Below are 18,294 nucleotides of genomic sequence, written 5' to 3' on the forward strand. Positions count from 1 at the left end.
TTCTTTCCCTGTGGGGGGCGGGTAAAGATGTCTATCTACCTATTTGTTAAATAACGAAAATTTATGATAGATTAAAAATCTAATTATCACAGGGAGGAGAGAATGAAATATTTACTATTGGGTTTGGGCGCGTTGACTACCATTTCAACGGCGACTGCTTATTCGACTCCCCCGCCGGCTAACATTCAGCCTATCGCCTGTATTATGTCCCAATTTACTGCCACAGGTAATCAACATTGGAAATCCATTAATCTAAAATTAACCAACAGTTGCGGGCAGCCAGTTGATTTTCAAAACTCAACCGTCACTTTTCAGACAACCACGGCCTTAAATACCTCGTTCTGGGGCGATTTCGGACCCTTGTCTTACCCGGACAACACGCTCAATATCAGTTCTCAGCCGCAACCAGGCGGCAATTATTTAGCCACCTTGACCCTGCATTTCCCCACATTCCCTGGCGCCAAAAGTCAATTACCCGCTGGCAGTTCCATTACGCTTCAATACGGCGATTTTACTGACAGCCACATAGACGGGACAGTGAATGTTTATTCAGGCACGGCAGTCAACACGGGTAGTCTGCAGTTGACAAACAGCGCAGCCAAACCGGCAAATGTGGTTAATAATTATGCGCTGGTTCATGTGACCTTAAACGGCCAACCTGTCCGGGATGTGCAACTGCCCTGGAGCAATACCCAATTAATCAGCGGTCTTGCCGCCGGGACGTATGGGCTCTCTGCGGAAACAGTCACCGGTACCGACGGTAACACCTATCAGGGTACGGCTGTTCCGAGCACCGTGTCGGTTGTAGCGAACCAGACAGCCAATGCAACAATCAGCTACGCGTTGATTCCACAGACAGGGAAAATTAGTATCAATCTGCAAGCCCTGCCAGCTGAGTTGACGGGTTATACGGAAAATCCCGCGGTATTACTGACCAATACGCAGACAGGTGCTTCACAATCACAAGCCCTGACCTGGGGGAATGCCGTGACGGTGACGCAATTGAAAAACGGGGCATCCTACCAGTTTTCAACAGCGCCCATTTCGTTTAACAATGCGCATTGCCAGCCTGTTTTTACGCCGGCGACTGTCATTGCTAATGAAACCACGGTTCCAACCACCAACCTCACCTATCAGTGCGTGCAGGTTGTACAGGATTCTGTGACTCTGAATGTACAGGGTGCGCCTGCCTCATTAACAACGCTGAATATAACCTTTACACCCAATAATCAATCCGCGCCGGTTGTGCAAACGGTGGATCTGGTGAATGGCAGCGGGACTGCCGTGGTTTCCTTGATTGATGGCGTGATTTACACCGTATCAGGGCAGGCGGTATCTGGCTACAGCGTGAGTTTTTCACCCCAGCCGCTGACCGCCACAGCCAATGCCGTTGAAACCGTCACCTTAACCGCGAATCCGGTCAGTAATGGACGCATCATTGGCTATCTCCCTGGCTGGAAAACACCGCCGACTGCGCAAGCGCTTGCCGATGCGGGTTATACCCACATGATGGTCGCTTTCGGTGTCTTCAGCACCAGTAATCCAGGCCAGATTACACCGGCGTTTGATACGGTAACCAAACCCTATATCCAGTCGCTGCATGAAAAAGGCATCAAGGTCATCCTGTCATTAGGCGGTGCATTGACCAGCTTGCCGAACACCACCGTGGATTTCCATCAGGCATTAACCGCTGCCTCGTCACCGGATGCCTTCAAACAAACCTTCATGGCCTCATTGCGGGGTTTGATGGATGAATACGGGTTTGATGGTTTTGATATTGACATCGAGCACGGGTTGAATGGCGGCGGTACGTTTAGCAATCCGCAAGGGGATATTGCCGTCTTAGCGAGCATTATCAATACCATGTATAGCCAGGATCCCAATTTGTTGATTACCATGGCCCCGCAAACGGCCAATGTGGCGGCAACCAGCGGATTTGATGGCGTCTGGGGTAACTATGCCTCCCTGATCATGCAGACGCATGATGCCTTAGCCTGGGTGGGTATTCAGCTTTACAACACTGGCTGCATGTTCGGCATCGACATGGTGTGCTACGGTCCAACGCCGACCAGCAACCCTGATTTCAGTGTGGCCATGGCCGCAGACCTGTTGGAAAACTGGCCAGCACAATTACCCAATGGCAGCAATACAGGCTTTAAGCCCTATATCAGTTACTTAAATCCTTCCCAGGTTGTCATTGGTTACCTTGCCGCCAATGCCAATGGCAGCGGTGATGGCTCGCCTGTTATCCCGACAAGCACCATCAAGCGCGCCATCGAGTGCCTGAAAACGGCAACGGCCGGCAGCACCAGTTGCGGCTCGTATGTTCCTCCCCGCGCTTATGGCACTCTCGGCGGCGTGTTTAACTGGGAAGTGACGTTCGATCAAAGCAACAACTTTCGGTTTGCCACCGATCTTAGACCTTGCGTTATCAATGGTGTCTGCAGTTGATGTAGCGTGCGCCTCTTTCGAGGCGCATTTTTTTAATGTCATAACAGGATGAATGATGAAAAAACTAGTAGGAAGTATTGGTCTTGCAATAGCCAGCTTTTCGCTGTTTGCCCACGGGTCTTTGGAAACACCCATTTCCAGAACCTATCAATGCTACAAAGAAGGGCCTGAAAGCCCCAAGTCAGCTGCCTGTAAGGCGGCGGTGCAGGTGGGAGGGGCACAACCCTTGTATAACTGGCACGAAGTGAATCAGGGCGCGGCTAACGATCAACACCGTGCATTGATTGCCGATGGGCAGTTATGCGCTGGCGGCAGGGACTTTTTCAAAGGATTTAATTTGGCACGCAGCGATTGGACGACGTCTGTGGTACATCCTGATGCCAATGGACATTTTCAATTTGTTTTTGTGGCGACGGCGCCTCATAAAACCAAGTATTTCAAATTTTATGCCACGAAAGACGGGTATGATTTCAATACCCCTTTAAAATGGTCTGATCTTGAAGACAGCCCGTTTTGCACCATCACCAGCGTGACGTTGGCGAATGGCCGCTATCAAATGGATTGCCCCCTGCCGGCCAACATGACCGGGAAACGGATTTTTTACATGATTTGGCAACGCGAAGACAGCCCTGAAGCGTTTTACGGGTGCAGTGATGTATTTATCGACGGAGCCGCACAGGCGCCAACCTGGCACGAGCTTGAGAATTTTTACGGAACCGGTGATATTGCGGTTAATACCAAAGTCACTTTGCGGGTGTTTAAACACGAAGTGGAAGTAGAAAGCAAGAGCATTACGGTCAACGCCAGCAACCATACCGGTACGCAATGGCCCCTGGCTTTAGGCACGGCTGTCAATAACTCGTCTTCACTGGTGCGTATTGGTCTGTTTGATCCGGAAAGCGGTCAAGTGGTGCTTGCGGCCAACCAAGCCAACAAAATTTACCTCAGTGATGCCGATACAGGCAGCTATCATGTGATGGTTGATTTTACCGAGCCTTCCACCAGCACGGATTTGGTCTACCCGGACGGAATCAGCACGTACACGGCCGGCACGATTGTTTTAGGCCGTCTTGATCACAAACGCTATCAATGCAAACCCTGGCCTTATTCCGGCTGGTGCACGCAGTCAGCTGCCTACTATGAACCGGGTGTCGGTCTTGCCTGGTCGCAAGCCTGGACCTTACTGGGCTAAATCGCAAAAATCCCCGCCAAGCGGGGATTTTTTTGCCTGAAAGCACTAGGGCTCCTGGTTTATGAATTTTTAAACATTTATGCTATTTTATAGCTTGCAGGATACGGAGAATCGGTTTTTGTATGCAGCAATTTCACCAGGCTGTCTTGCCGTTGCGCATGTCGTTTCATGCCCTGAGACAGCCTCGCAAAATTGCCAGATCTTAAATTGACAGTCTTCATTCCGATCCGAGGGACAATAACAAGAGAAGGACGTTAGGGTTTTGGGGTTTTTTTTAATCCCGGCAAAGGCCTGTATAGTCGCTAAAACAACGCGTCATTTAATTGATTATTAATCTCAGACAGTTTTTGGTGAGGTTATCAATCGGGGGAGATTTCGTGCGCAATAGTCGTTTTTATTTTGCCAATCGCGAAAACGTCAGCCGTTTTTTTAACCGCTGGGATTTCTTTCTGCTGATTCTCATTTTTTCAGTGATTTATTTTTTAAGCTGGGCCGGCCAGCAAATGGCGAGTCCGTATCAGTTGGGCGATCCGCTGCCTATTTCTTTGGATCCGCAAAAACTACCCTTTTATGCCTTGCGTACCGTATTGCGCATGTTTATCGCTCTTATCCTGTCGATTATCTTTACGTTTATTGTGGGAGCCCTGGCGGCTAAAAACCGGCGAGCTGAGCAAATCATTGTTCCTGCGATTGATATTCTGCAGTCGGTGCCGGTATTGAGCTTTCTATCCATTACCGTCACTGGATTTATCAGCCTGTTCCCAAATAGCCTGCTCGGGCCAGAATGCGCGTCTATTTTTGCCATTTTTACCGCTCAGGTGTGGAATATTACCTTTGGATTCTATCAGTCGCTGAAAACCCTGCCGCATGACCTGAAAGAAGCCGCCGCCATGTTTCAACTGTCCGCCTGGCAGCGTTTCTGGAAAGTGGAGGTCCCGTTTTCCATGTCGGGGCTTATCTGGAATATGATGATGTCCATGTCGGCGAGCTGGTTTTTCGTGGTTTTGTCTGAGGCGATTGCCGTGGCGCATCAGGATATCCGGTTGCCGGGTGTGGGTTCTTATATTGCATTGGCGATAGAGCGCCGTGATTTGCATGCGGTAGGCTATGCCATACTCACCATGGTGATCGTCATTTTTCTTTATGACCAGATTTTATTTCGACCGCTTATTGCCTGGTCAGAGAAATTTAAAATGGAACAATCTCCTGATGAAGAGGAGTACCAATCCTGGCTAGTCGACTTGATTCGCCGCAGCCGCCTGATGAAGCGTCTGGGGCGCGGTACAGCCATTGTGAAAGATAATTTTGTCAATGCCCGCTGGTTTAGCCGTTTAGGTCCTAAGGCCATTAAAGAAATCGACTTTCGCCGTCAGAAGCATTGGGACTGGATTTGGAACGGCCTGCTGGTTTTAGCTATTATGGCCGGTGCATGGTTCCTGCTGCGGTTTATTCTGACTAAATTGCATTTAAGCGATGTCTTGCATGTTTTTTTGCTGGGGGCGGCCACGGGTACGCGGGTTATTGTCCTTATTATCTTTAGTTCCCTGCTCTGGATTCCGGTTGGGGTGTGGATTGGTCTTCGCCCGCGCCTCGCCCAGAAAATTCAACCGGTTATTCAATTTGCCGCTGCCTTCCCTGCTAACCTGTTTTACCCATTGTTTGTCATCGCCATTGTCCAGTTTCATTTAAGCGTCGAGATTTGGGTCACGCCTTTGATGATTTTAGGTACACAATGGTATATTTTATTTAATGTGATTGCCGGCGCCTCGTCCATCCCCCGCGATCTATACCTTGCCGCGGATAATTTTGGATTGAAAGGCTGGTCCTGGTGGAAGCGTTTAGCCCTACCGGGGATTTTCCCCTTTTATATAACCGGCGCCATTACAGCAGCAGGCGGAGCGTGGAACGCCAGCATTGTGGCGGAGTGGCTTAGCTGGGGAAATACCACCCTGCGTGCCACGGGCCTTGGGGAATACATTCAAGCCAGCACCATTGCCGGGGATTTCCCGCGTATCGCCCTGGGCACCATGATGATGTGTGCTTATGTGCTGGCATTCAATCAACTAATCTGGCGCCCGCTATACCGTCTGGCGGAAGAGCGCTTTAATTTCAACTGAGGCATCCTATGGCAGAAACGATTATCGCCCTTGAAAATTGCCGCAAATCCTTTAAAAAGGCTTCTGCACAGGATTTATTGGTTCTGGAAGATGTGAACTTCAAATTACGGGAGGGGGAAATTGTCGCCCTGCTCGGCAAATCGGGTTCCGGCAAATCGACGTTGCTGCGCATTATTGCAGGCCTTGTCCCGCCGTCTTCGGGTACCGTGACTTATCGGGGGCAACCCGTGACCCGCCCCGTTCCGGGCATCGCCATGGTGTTTCAATCCTTTGCGTTGATGCCCTGGCTTACCGTCCTTGAGAATGTGGAATTAGGCCTGGAGGCGCAGGGAGTTGGTCGTGAGGAGCGCCGGCAACGGGCTATTGATGCCATTGATATTATTGGTCTTGACGGGTTTGAATCGGCGTTTCCCAAAGAATTGTCAGGCGGTATGCGCCAACGCGTGGGGTTTGCCCGGGCCTTAGTCATTAATCCCGACGTATTACTGATGGATGAACCTTTTTCCGCCCTGGATGTATTGACCGCGGAGAACCTGAAATCGGATTTACTTGAGCTGTGGCAGGAGAAAAAGACCAATACCAATGGCATTCTGTTAGTGACCCATAATATCGAAGAAGCCGCGATGCTGGCCGACCGCATTGTCATTTTTGGCAGTGATCCAGGTTATATCCGTGCCGAATTGCAGGTTTCCCTGCATCAACCCCGCAACCCCGAAACGCCGGAATTTCACGATTTGGTCGATACTATCTATACTTTAATGACAACGGGTCCAAAAGAAAAAACCAAGCGCGCCCAGCGGGAGCGTCAAATTGGCTTAGGTTACCGCTTACCGGACGTCGAGCCGTCGGAATTGTCAGGATTGATTGAGACCATGACGTCGTTTGAGGAACGCATTGATTTGCCGGAACTGGCCGATGAATTAATGATGAACATTGACGATTTATTCCCGATTCTTGAAACGCTGGAAATTTTAGGTTTTGCCAGGGTATCGGATGGGGATATTCAATTGAGCGACCTGGGCAAGCAATTTTCGGAGGCGGATTTGCAGGAGCGTAAAACGCTGTTTGCCCGCCGATTGTTAGAAAACGTGCCCTTAGCCCGCTATATTCGTCGGGTTTTGGATGAGAAAGTCGGGCATCGGGTGTCGGAAGAACGCTTTTTATCCAAGCTTGAAGACTATTTAAGTGAAAAAGAGGCAGAACGCGTATTGCGTACCATGATTGACTGGGGGCGTTATGCCGAGATATTTGCCTATGACTTTAATACAGGAATTTTGAGTCTGGAAAACCCAGGTATTTAAGATTCTGCTAAAGTTAATTAAGAAACGGGCGAAAACAATGTCAAAGAGGTATTGTTTGATCGAAGCGTCTTCTTTGAGGAGCAACTATGGGATTCGTCATCGCGGTAAGTCAAGCAAAGGGGGGTAGTAGCAAAACGACTACCACTGTCAATCTGGCGGGAGCGCTGATTGAACAGGGATATAAAGTCATTGTCGCGGATATGGATAAAGACAAACCTGACGCCATTCGCTGGTCACAACAAGGGACGGCCATTAAATTCATTGAGCCATTATTTGATGATAAGCCCATGGATAAAATTGAGCATCTGCGTAAACAATACGATTTTGTCCTTTTAGACACACCGCCCAACTACATGCCAGCTGCGTTTAAAGCCATCATGCTGTCTGATTTCGTCATTTTGCCCTGTTCTCCGAGTTTTCTTGATCAAAACAATTTAACTGATGCGATTGCTGTCCCAAGGATGTCTCAGAAACCGTTTAAAATTTTAGGCGTTAAAATTAAAAAGCGGCAACGGTTATCGGATCAGTTGATTGAGGAATTAAACAAGTCGGGCCTTGCGTTTAAAACCATGATCTCATCAAAAACAGCCATTCTGGAAGCAGCTTTTGAAGGTAAATGGGTTGGGGATTTTGATAAAAACAGTGATAGCCACAAGGAATTTAAGAAATTGGCTGAAGAAGTATTAACCTTCTTCAATCATCAAAAACAAACAGATACACAAAAAGTGAATTCAACAGCACCATCTCGCGCAGTGAATGAGAGGATTTAGTATGAAGGGTTTTTGTTTGTCGGCGACGTTGCAAGAGAGGTTACATAAAGTCGAGCAGGAGTGTCATCTGGATGAAAAAATAGTCTCTCTGCACTGTGATTTATTGGATACCTGGGAGTTTCGTGACCGCAAAGGCTTTGAATTAGGTGATATCGCCGCACTCGCCACCAGTATTCGTTCGAAAGGGCAGTCACAACCCATTGTCGTAGTCAAGGCATCCGATGAATTCAAACCCCGTAATAATCCCCAGGCGCAATATGTTGTTATCGCTGGTTATCGCCGCTGGCTAGCCTGTAAAACCCATCATTTTCCGGTGGAAGCAATCATCAAAAACTTAAGTTTTGATGAAGCGATTGCCTGTTTGGTTTCTGAAAATGAAAAAGAAGACGTTTCGGATTATTCCAAAGGATTCTTTTACGCCAGTATTCTTAAAACGGAGCGTATGACGCAGGAGGTGCTCGCTGAAAAGCTCGGCATCAGCAGCAGCCGTCTAAGCCAATACCTGGCCTTTCCGCAAATCCCGGAAGCACTCTGGCAGGCTATTGGCGATATTTCCAGAGTCTCTGCCCGCACGGCTGCGGCCCTGCGTTCGCTCATGAACCATGGCGAAAGTTATCTTCAGGCCTTGTACAAACTGGCTCCTCTGATCGCGCGTGGTTGTGGTGAAAAGCGACTGCGTGAGGAAGTCGAAGTGCTCGTACTTAAAAATACCATGCAGGCGAGCAATGAGCCCTATCAGGTGTTTTTTAATAACAAGAAATTAATGACTATTCGGCGGGGCCAGATTCATTTTGATAAATCGGTCGTTAACCACCCCGATTTTCCTGAATTCTGCAAAAAAATTGAAGTGGAATTGCTTCATTTCGTTAAGGGCCGGTTTGCAGCCGGCTAAGCCTGCATCAAGGTTTGTTTGCCAAGCCCTGATGCAGCGAAGCGCATAAGGATTAGGAATGCGTTTCCTTTTTAGCGGCTTCCTGAACTAAATAGGAAAGAATTTTAAATAATCGGTCCTCATTTTGCGCCATTTGCAGATCCGTTTTATATTGGCCATTAATGACCAAGGCAGGGACCGCAGCAATGTGAAATTGTGCCATTTGAGCGCTGCCTTGATTAAGCTGCATGTCAATGGTGGTGGAGTGTTTAAACGCGCTTTCCGCCGTGGCTTTGTCAATGCCCTGACTGGTTAAAAATTCAATCATGGAATCGTTGCTGTTTAAAGTGCCATGTTTGGCTTGAATGGTTTTAAACAGGACAGGATTTAATTTTGCTCCCTGGCCCAGCAAATTCACCGTATAATAAGCCTTGGCGTAATAAGACCAGTCTTTATTGAATACGACCGGCACGCGAGTAAACTGGATATGCTCTCCCTGCTGTTTCACCCACTTCGTCAACGAAGGCTCAAGACGATAGCACCAGGGACAACCATAACTAAAAAACTCTGTGACGGTGACAGGGCCTGATTTGGCCGCCTCATTACCGCTTTTGATGAGTTCATAATCTTTTCCAGCAACAAAGGTTTCTGCCCATGCCCCCAGGGGCAATAGCACAGCAAACAGAACTAAAACACGTCGTAACATACGTCTATCTCTCTTGGTTAATTAATAAAGGCCCTGCATATAATAGGCAACAGCCGCCATGTCGTCATCACTCATGCGGGCGCTGATGTCCTGCATGATCTGGTTTAAGTCGTTACTGCGTTTATGATCCCTGAATGCCTGGAGCTGTTGAATGACATAGGGCGCATGCTGACCTGAAACCACGGGAAAACCGGCCTGCGCGTTACCGGTGCCTTTCGGGCCATGGCAGGCAATGCAGGCGGTAATGTGCTGATTGAAATCGCCGCCTCGATAAAGTTGTTCGCCGCGTTTCAAGTATTTTTCCGGCGTACTGTTTTCAGCCAGGGGCATCTCGGCATAATACTGGGCCAATTCTGCCATATCTTCGTCGCTCATGCCAGCGACGATCGCGGTCATGGCAGGTACATTACGGGTTTTTGCTGCTTTGAAGTCTTTAAGCTGTTTCAGCAGATAACCGGCATGTTGCCCGGCTAAATTGGGCCATTGTGGATTGGCGCTGTTTCCTTTTTCACCGTGACAAGCCACACAAACGGCTGCTTTTTGCGCGGTGGTTTTAACGGAAGTGGTCGCCGTGTCCGTTGTTTCTGGCAAAAGCGGGGCAGCCTGAGCCATGGACAAGCTCAGCAATGCGACAACAAATACCATTTTTTTCATGTTTCCCCCGAGGGTTCTTCCTCATTTAATGGTACACTGCCTGAGTAAAAATCCCAAAATGAAATTGAAAATAATGTTAATCAATCGTTACTCCCAGGCTGTCTTTTTAAAAAGCGCCGCCCGTGTCAACCAGCTACCCGATGATGTTGGTTATGAAGTGGCTTTTGCCGGCCGTTCCAATGCGGGAAAATCGAGTGCCCTAAACTGCCTGACCGGCATCAAACAATTAGCGCGCACCAGCAAAACCCCGGGCCGTACCCAGCTCATTAACCTGTTTAGCCTGGATGAATCCCGCCGGCTGGTGGATCTTCCCGGATATGGCTATGCCAAGGTGGCATTGCAGGTGAAAGAAGATTGGCAAAAACACCTGGCCCATTATCTGGAGGTCCGTCAATGTTTAAGGGGGTTAATTGTAGTCATGGATTGCCGTCATCCTTTGAAGGAATTGGATCAAATGATGATCGATTGGGCTTTGGATCGCGAAATTCCCGTGCATGCCTTATTAACCAAAGCCGACAAATTAAATAAAAGCGAGGCTAAAAATGCTGTTGCTAAAGTAAAGCGGCAGTATCAGCTGCTGGGTGATTTGGTGTCGGCGCAGACGTTTTCGTCGCTGAAAAAAGAGGGGGTGGATGAATTGATTACCCGTCTGGACAGTTGGTTTGAATGGCCGGCTACTTAATGAAAAGAAGCCCGACGGCCATTAATGCAGCAATTCCTTCATCAATTCCTCTACAATCTGCGGATTGGCCAGGGTAGACAGATCGCCTAATTCATCCAGGCTGCTGACATTACGGCAGGCAATCTGGCGTAAAATGCGGCGCATGATTTTGCCCGATCGGGTTTTAGGCAAATCCTGAACCCACTGCAACACATCGGGTTTAGCAATGGCGCCAATGGAATTTTTAACCTGCTCCATGAGTTGATCATATAACTCATCACTGGGTTGAAAGCCACTTTTTAACGTGACAAAGACATGAATGCCCTGTCCCTTTATTTCATGCGGCACGCCGACAGCGGCCGCTTCAGCCACATAGGGATGGGCGACAATGGCGCTTTCTATTTCCGCTGTTCCCAACCGGTGTCCGGCCACGTTTAATACATCGTCTATACGCCCGGTTATCCAATAGTCTCCATCCTGATCGCGTCGCGCGCCGTCACCGGTGATGTAATAACCGTTGGCTAAATAGCCCTTCAAGTAACGCTCATGATTACCGGCAATGGTTCGAGCGATCGATGGCCAGGGGTATTTTATAGCCAGCGCTCCTTCCCCGGAGCCCAGAATTTCATGCCCGTCTTCATTGAGAAGCACAGGATGAATGCCGGGTAAGGGTTGGCAGGCCGCGCCCGGCTTTGCAGTGGCTGCGTCTTGCGGACATATCATAATGGCCCCGGTTTCAGTTTGCCACCAGGTATCCACAATCGGGCAGCGATTTAGGCCCACTTGCTCTTTATACCAAAGCCAGACCTCTGGATTAATGGGCTCACCCACCGAACCCAACAGGCGCAGGCTTTGACGCGAGCTGCCGTTAAGCCATTCATCGCCGGCCCTTTTCAGGGCCCGGATGGCAGTTGGGGCAGTATAAAACACATTAACGTGGTACTTATCAATAATTTTCCAGCAGCGTGATGGATTAGGCCAGTGAGGGACACCGCCAAACATCAGGGTGGTTGTGCCATTGCATAAGGGGCCATAGAACACGTAACTATGACCGGTAATCCAGCCTACATCGGCGGTACACCAGAAAATTTCATGGGGCTTGCAGGCAAAAATATGGCGATGACTGAATGCGGTTTGCACTAAATAGCCGGCGGTGGTATGCACCAGCCCTTTGGGTTGGCCTGTGCTGCCCGAAGTATAAAGAATGAACAGTGGATCCTCGGCATCCATCGGTTCTGGTTCACAGTGAGAGTTAACGGTGTCCCGTAAAGCATGCCACCAATAATCGCGCTGGTCATCAAATATTACCGGGGTATGGTTATGCTGAATGACGAGTGTTTTCAACGGCAACCCGCGGCTGGCTTCATCCGCCTGGGATTTAAGGGCATAAAGCTTGCCGCCCCGGTGATAACTGTCGGCCGTAATCAGCAGTTTACAAGCGGAGGCTTCGAGTCGCTGTTGCAAGGCTTGGGCTGAAAAACCGGCGAATACCACGGTATGTACCGCGCCCAGACGGGCACAGGCCAGCATGGCAATAGCGGCTTCCGGAATAAGCGGCAGGTAAATACCCACTTTATCGCCTTTTTGAATGCCTAAGGATTTCAGCACATTGGCCATGCGGCAGACTTCCTCATACAGCATGGCAAAAGTCAGGATACGTTGTTGATGCTCTTCATCCCCTTCCCAGATAATCGCTGCCTGATTGGCTTTTTGCGGAAGGTGCCTGTCGATGCAATTGAAGCAGGCATTGAGTTTGCCATGCACAAACCAGTTAAGATTGCCAAATTCGCCGCTAAAAACCTGCGTCCAGGGCTGTTGCCACGTTAAAGTATGGGCCTGCTTCTCCCAAAAATGTACTATCTCGGCTGGCAGGGTATGGGTCACGGATTTGCTCATGGTTCAATGGGCTCCAGTGACTTAATGATGGCTGAAAAATCCAGATCGCCAAATCCCTGTTGGCTAAAATGCTGGTATAAGGCCGTCGCTTGTGCCGCGAGTGGTGTTTCCACCCCGGCCGCTCTGGCGCTTTGCTGGGATAGCTTAAGATCTTTTAACATCATGGCGGCGCTAAATCCGGGTTGATAGCCGCGGTTGGCCGGGACGTCAGGCAGCAGATTCGGCACGGGAGCGTATCGGCTCATCGCCCAGCATTGGCCGCTGGAACTGTTAACGACTTCAAATAATTTATCAGCGCTGAGGTGGAGCTTGTCAGCCAGAACAAAGGCTTCCGACACGGCAATCATGGAGATGCCAAGAATCATGTTGTTACAGATCTTGGCCGCTTGCCCGCTTCCGGCTTGGCCGGTGTGAATAATTTTTTTCCCCATGGCGGTTAAAATCGGCATCGCCCGGTCCAATGTTGCGGCATCGCCGCCAACCATGAACGTGAGTGTGCCTGCTTGAGCACCGGCCACACCGCCTGAAACGGGGGCATCCAGTGCCAACACCTGATTGGCTGAGGCATGCTGGTGCAGGTCGCGGGCGCTTTGGACATCGATGGATGAGCAATCAATGTGTAACGCACCGTTTGCCTGGGCATAAAGCCCTTCATCACCGAGACAAACGCGCTTGACCTGCTCGCCGGTTTGAAGCATGGTAATTAAAAATTCATTTTCACGTGCGGCCTCCTGGATGGATGACGCATGCAGACCGCCTGCGCTGGTGAGCGCCGCGAGTGCCTCCTGTTGTAAATCAAAACCGGTTACTTGATGTCCGGCTTGAATCAAACGGATGGCCATGGGTAAACCCATATGACCCAGACCGACAAAACCAATCCGTGCCATGTTCCTCTCCCTCGTTAATGACCGGTTTTTAAACCGGTCTTCGCTGTTAATTAATCATGTGTCGGCATGACAAACGCGCTGGTATTCAGTTGGCTGATGGCCCATTTGCTGGTCACGGTTTTTCGCCTTGTATAAAAATTGACGCTTTCCAGGCCATGCATGTTGGTATCACCAAACGATGAATGCTTCCAGCCGCCAAAAGGATGGTTGGCAACCGGCACTGGAATGGGGACATTAATACCGACCATCCCGGCCTGCACCCGCTGACTGTATTCGCGTGCGCTGTAGCCGTCGCGTGTGAAAATGGCGGTGCCATTGCCATATTGGTTGCGATTGATCAGGGCCAACGCTTCGTCCAACGTATCAACACGAACAATACACAAAACCGGTCCAAAGATTTCATCTTGATAAATGGACATGGTTTCCTTCACATGGTCAAACAGGGTGGGGCCCAAGAAATAACCCTGAGGGTATTTTGCATGCCGAAAAGCGCGCCCGTCGATGACCGCGGACGCCTGCTCATGGATCCCGGCCTCAATGGCAGTGATCACACGCTGTTTATGTGCCTGACTAATCAGGGGACCCATTTCACTGTGGGGACTGTCGCCGGTGTCGATACGAATGGCCTGGATGAGCGGCGTTAACTTGTGAAGTAACCGATCAGCGGTCTCATCGCCCACCGCGACGACAACCGAGATGGCCATGCAGCGCTCGCCCGCTGAGCCGTACGCGGCACCCACAATGGCCTGTGATGCCTGATCCAAATCCGCATCCGGCATCACCACGCAATGATTTTTAGCGCCGCCAAACGTGTGGGCCCGTTTGCCATTGGCTGTGGCTGTGCGGTAAATGTATTGTGCCACCGGCGTTGAAGCCACGGCGGTAAAGGCTTTAATGTCCGGGTGATTCAACAAATAATCCACCGTTGATTTGTCGCCCTGAACGCAGTTGACAACCCCGGGGGGGAAGCCTGCATCGGATAGCAATTCCAAGAGGCGAAGCGGCGCGGAAGGATCCTGCTCTGACGGTTTTAAGATGAATGTATTACCGCAGGCAATGGCCGGGATCATCATCCATACCGGCACCATCACCGGGAAATTAAAGGGCGAGACCCCGGCACAGACACCCAGGGGTTGCCTGAGGGTATGGCAATCCATGTCGGTGGCCACATTGGCAGAAAAACTCCCCTGCAGCTGGTTGACAATGCCGCAATGCAATTCCACTACTTCGATGGCTCGGGCAATCGACCCTTTGGCGTCTTCTAATGTTTTGCCGTGTTCCCGGGTGACGATATGGGCCAGATCGGTGTGATTTTTTTCCAGCAGCTCCCTGAATTTAAACAGCAGACGGGCCCGTTTTACAGGGGTGGTTAACGACCAGGATTCCCAGGCTTTTTGAGCGGCCTGAACGGCAGCGCGGCAGGTGTCTTCCCCGGCAATGGGCACCTGACCAATGGCCTCACCCAGGGCAGGATTATAAATGGTGAGCAAACGCTCATTACTCGGGCTATAACGTGTTCCATTGATGTAATGATCTACTGAGTAAACCATGAATAAACTCCTTGTAACATTGTTATTTCAGCAAGACTCAGTCTTTATAAGCAGCAATTGTGACCTGGTAGGATTTATTTTCTTCAGTGATGTGGGAGCTGCGTGTTTCAATGACTTCAACACGCTGGTATTCACCCGCTTTTTGCAGCGCCTGAGCCAGGGCATCTTCCAAACCGGACTCCGAGTGGCCGGTGAAATCTTTATTCTTAACGATGGTCATCCTGTTATGCCTGTTTGCGGAAGTGATGATCAGTGTAGCATGAACAAAATGATTTTCTTAATAAAAACTCGAACAATAAATTGTTTATGGGTTTGATTTATTCAATAATAAAGGACCAGTGCAGGTAAAGGAATCATAGCGATGGGAAAAAAAACAATATTACGCGTAGAGGATGGCGTCAATCTCAACGAAAAGTTATTAACTCATTTAAAAGATGCGACAGACAGCGAGTTCACTATCCAGACGGCCTCCCTGACTGCCGATTTGCAACGCAGCTATCAATTGCGTGCCGACTCATTTAAGGATGCATTTTCTCTGATAGTCAAGTCCATTCCCAGGCAATCCAAATTATCATTTGACAGTGCGTCCTATCTGAAGTGGGCTGAAAGTGAATTTATTTTCAGCAAGGGGCTTTCAAGGGATCAATACGAAGAAATCCTGAAGAAATACACCCGCAAATTGCTCGAAGCATTAGTGACACACTGGCTCTGTCACGTCAAGGAGGAGCACCGTTGGAGTGAGGCCATCGAACTGCTTAATAAAGCGGAACAATACCATATCATGATGAAAGGGCGCCCGGATTTGGCCACGCTGACACCCGTCGATATTCAGGGGGAGCCCCATGTTATTCTGCAGTGGGACAGGCAATTACCGCCGCTTGCCCAAGAGACGCTCGATGAACTTGGAAAAATAAAATCATTCCCGTTGCCGCATACCCCGGACTGGTTTCGCAACCTGCCTGTCCACCAACAGGTTTACCTCCATGGTCTGCGGCCAACGCCGACCAAACTCGACATGCTAAAAGGCAGTGTGAATGATTTTATCCTGTTGTGGAACGACATTAAAAAAGATAAAAGCATAGATAGCGATTTATTGAAAATTAAAAATCAAAGCGACGTCGTTCCGTCCTGGTTTTCGTCCCTGCCTTTGGCGCGCCGGGAATTTATTGCGGCAGTGATTAAATCATCCGTCAACCCCTTGATGGATATGAGTCAGGCTTTATCCGGGCTGAATCAAATGGTGGATGAAATGCAGTCTGGTAAACGCGTCAGCCCTCATCATCTGGCTGGGATGGCCGAACTGCCTTTCTGGTTTGTGTGTCTGCCGGATTATGAACAGCAATTACTGAAACATGTATTGGACAGCAATAAAAACATAGCTGAAGTCACTTCGTTTTTACCCAGTCGTTTGCGGACCTTGCCGGGCGTACCCAATTTTTGTGAACATAGGTTCATAATTATTAATCAAGGGGGCGATATTGTGCAGCATGTGGATGGACGTTACCGTTCGAGCCACGTTGGATCACGGGAAGTGAAAGGCTATCCTGAACAAGTCAGCCGCTTGCATACCCAGCGCAATGGTACCAGGATTCGAGAAGAAACCGGAAGAAAAGCCGGTAGAAAAAACATGCTGTTGCAAACGTTAATCAGTCCGGTTCCTTTTTCAGATGGTTTTATACCGGATCGCTATCTCGAAGCGCAACGTTTAAAGGTTGTTGATGCCCTGAGGCAGGAGAGCAAGGATAAAGGGGTTAAAATATTCACTTCCAACCATCCATTTAATGTGGCCCGCTATATTTTATGGACGTCGTCCGAAGATGGCGAGTGCAAGTGCCTGCTGGACAGTGCTCGTGACTATTTAAAATTGTCCGACTATGAAAAGGATATAGACGGTTTAAAATTGCAGGATCATGAAAAACAGGCGTTGATTTCCCTGTTGAATCAGCGTGTTGCTTTCATTGCAGCCAATAAGAATCCCAAAGATTACCCTCTATTGAGCAATCTGGTGAATAAACTGGATGTTAGCCAGGTGAATTTCTCGATCGCTGAATGGCAGGATGTGGTCAAACAAGCGTTTAATGAAAGCAGGACGCTCATTCAATTAAAGCAGGCGCCGACCGCTGTTCAAGGCTCACTCACTCAGGCTGCTCAAATCAAGCAGGCTCTGATTCACCTGTTTTACCATGAGAAAGACAATTTAAAATGGCTGGATTGGCAGCCACTCATTGCTGAAGAGCTTCATTGGCAGTCACTGGCCAACAAGAACAAAGGCGCTTCATCCCTGCTTCAGGAAATAACCGATCTGGCTTTATTGGCGAATGAATACGAAGCCGCACTGAATTCCGGTTGGGGGACGGCAACCTTTTTCGATTACAACGGCCGTGAACTTTATCTAAGCTCCCTTGAAAACCTTCTGATTATCAAGATGAAGGGGATAAGTTACGGCTCCTGTGTCAGCGGAAAAGATCGCAAGGCAATCGAGGCCATGCATACGGATGCCATGTTGCTGTATCGACACATTTACGGCTATTGGCCCAGTTATAATGATACGGGGCTTGAACGCAGTCGTTTTGTGAATCTGGTAGCCAGGATTTATTTAAGCCGGCACCAGCATGCGCACGCCGGACAGAATGCCCCCGGTTCCGAAGGATTGAAAACGCCGGATGTTTATTTACCCTCAGACATAGCGCAGGCTATCCGTGAATTATCAGGGCAGCCGGATATTCTGACACGTGATGATGTTCTGGCCAGCAATAACGAGGTCAAACGCGTTGTTGAGGGCACAAAACGGCATAATGATAAGATGCCTATTGACATTGAAGCGGCAAAAAAACTGTCAGATACTAGTCGTGTGGCTCTGTTGACCAAGTTGAAGGTCTTGATGGGGCAAATGAAATATTGGCACAGCAAGACAACCGGTTTGGGTTGGAGCTGGAGTGCGCCGGCAGGGGTTACCAAAATTAAATCCATCCTTGATCGGTTTGATTCCAGCCAGCATATCTCCGCTTCTGAAACGGTTTTAGCCGAGATTTATGCGGTGGTTAGGGAGAGGCCAATGACCAATCCCAAGCGCGACCCAACAACGCAGAAAGTTTATGCCCTGCTGCGGGAGCTTTGTGTCAGCAAAGACCCTCAGTCAGTTATTGATGCGGTGTTGGAGATACTCGATTCTATTAAAGAGGAGTCCTTCTCGCCGAGCAGCGATGTCATAAGGGGGATAAAATTATAGCCCCGCTGC

The 18,294-nt window shown here is 49.3% G+C and carries 14 protein-coding genes; 8 read left to right on the forward strand and 6 right to left on the reverse strand.

What is annotated here, in order from left to right; all coding sequences use genetic code 11:
* Window positions 1-102 precede the first annotated feature (102 nt).
* The 6 genes from Lery_RS04105 (at window position 103) to Lery_RS04130 (ending at window position 8,723) form a co-directional block, all read left to right on the forward strand.
* Window positions 103-2,451: a glycosyl hydrolase family 18 protein gene (locus Lery_RS04105; RefSeq protein ID WP_058525987.1), complete on the forward strand. Its 2,349-nt coding sequence runs from the start codon at window positions 103-105 to the stop codon at window positions 2,449-2,451.
* A 52-nt stretch (window positions 2,452-2,503) separates the two neighbouring features.
* Window positions 2,504-3,643, forward strand: coding sequence for a lytic polysaccharide monooxygenase (locus Lery_RS04110; RefSeq protein WP_237759139.1), 1,140 nt, complete (start codon window positions 2,504-2,506; stop codon window positions 3,641-3,643).
* A gap of 377 nt (window positions 3,644-4,020) precedes the next feature.
* Entirely contained in the window at window positions 4,021-5,760 is a 1,740-nt protein-coding gene (locus tag Lery_RS04115; RefSeq protein WP_058525989.1) for an ABC transporter permease, read from the forward strand.
* An 8-nt stretch (window positions 5,761-5,768) separates the two neighbouring features.
* The gene (locus Lery_RS04120) at window positions 5,769-7,061 is read left to right on the forward strand and encodes an ABC transporter ATP-binding protein (RefSeq protein ID WP_058525990.1); all 1,293 of its coding nucleotides are present in this window, start codon (window positions 5,769-5,771) and stop codon (window positions 7,059-7,061) included.
* Window positions 7,062-7,147: 86 nt separating this feature from the next.
* On the forward strand, window positions 7,148-7,831 hold the full coding sequence (locus Lery_RS04125) for a ParA family protein (protein WP_058525991.1): 684 nt from the start codon (window positions 7,148-7,150) through the stop codon (window positions 7,829-7,831).
* A 1-nt stretch (window position 7,832) separates the two neighbouring features.
* On the forward strand, window positions 7,833-8,723 hold the full coding sequence (locus tag Lery_RS04130; protein ID WP_058525992.1) for a ParB/RepB/Spo0J family partition protein: 891 nt from the start codon (window positions 7,833-7,835) through the stop codon (window positions 8,721-8,723).
* A 52-nt stretch (window positions 8,724-8,775) separates the two neighbouring features.
* On the opposite strand, the gene Lery_RS04135 is transcribed toward Lery_RS04130, so the two are convergent.
* On the reverse strand, window positions 8,776-9,408 hold the full coding sequence (locus Lery_RS04135; RefSeq protein ID WP_058525993.1) for a thiol:disulfide interchange protein DsbA/DsbL: 633 nt from the start codon (window positions 9,406-9,408) through the stop codon (window positions 8,776-8,778).
* Window positions 9,409-9,429: 21 nt separating this feature from the next.
* Window positions 9,430-10,062 carry a c-type cytochrome gene (locus tag Lery_RS04140; RefSeq protein ID WP_058525994.1) on the reverse strand — a complete coding sequence of 211 codons (633 nt, stop codon included), beginning with the start codon at window positions 10,060-10,062 and terminating at the stop codon, window positions 9,430-9,432.
* A 73-nt stretch (window positions 10,063-10,135) separates the two neighbouring features.
* On the opposite strand from Lery_RS04140, the gene yihA reads away from it, so the two are divergent.
* On the forward strand, window positions 10,136-10,744 hold the full coding sequence (gene yihA, locus Lery_RS04145; RefSeq protein WP_058525995.1) for a ribosome biogenesis GTP-binding protein YihA/YsxC: 609 nt from the start codon (window positions 10,136-10,138) through the stop codon (window positions 10,742-10,744).
* A 21-nt stretch (window positions 10,745-10,765) separates the two neighbouring features.
* Here the strand turns inward: yihA and acs are convergent, their stop codons facing one another.
* The 4 genes from acs to Lery_RS04165 are packed head-to-tail and all read right to left on the reverse strand — an operon-like array spanning window position 10,766 to window position 15,276.
* Window positions 10,766-12,619, reverse strand: a complete 1,854-nt coding sequence (gene acs, locus Lery_RS04150; protein WP_058525996.1) for an acetate--CoA ligase — start codon at window positions 12,617-12,619, stop codon at window positions 10,766-10,768.
* Window positions 12,616-13,506 (reverse strand): 3-hydroxyisobutyrate dehydrogenase, encoded by an 891-nt coding sequence (gene mmsB / locus Lery_RS04155; protein ID WP_058525997.1) that lies wholly within the window; start codon window positions 13,504-13,506, stop codon window positions 12,616-12,618. Before mmsB ends, acs begins: the two co-directional genes overlap by 4 nt.
* Window positions 13,507-13,556: 50 nt before the next feature.
* Window positions 13,557-15,056: a CoA-acylating methylmalonate-semialdehyde dehydrogenase gene (locus Lery_RS04160; protein WP_058525998.1), complete on the reverse strand. Its 1,500-nt coding sequence runs from the start codon at window positions 15,054-15,056 to the stop codon at window positions 13,557-13,559.
* A gap of 37 nt (window positions 15,057-15,093) precedes the next feature.
* Window positions 15,094-15,276: a dodecin domain-containing protein gene (locus Lery_RS04165; RefSeq protein WP_058525999.1), complete on the reverse strand. Its 183-nt coding sequence runs from the start codon at window positions 15,274-15,276 to the stop codon at window positions 15,094-15,096.
* 141 nt (window positions 15,277-15,417) lie between these two features.
* Between Lery_RS04165 and sidP the strand changes: the two genes are divergently transcribed.
* Window positions 15,418-18,285 carry a Dot/Icm T4SS effector PI-3-phosphatase SidP gene (gene sidP / locus Lery_RS04170; RefSeq protein ID WP_058526000.1) on the forward strand — a complete coding sequence of 956 codons (2,868 nt, stop codon included), beginning with the start codon at window positions 15,418-15,420 and terminating at the stop codon, window positions 18,283-18,285.
* The last annotated feature ends 9 nt before the right edge of the window (window positions 18,286-18,294 follow it).

Origin of the sequence: Legionella erythra (genome assembly GCF_001467615.1) — a bacterium.
In the GTDB taxonomy this organism is placed as follows: Bacteria; Pseudomonadota; Gammaproteobacteria; order Legionellales; family Legionellaceae; genus Legionella_C; species Legionella_C erythra.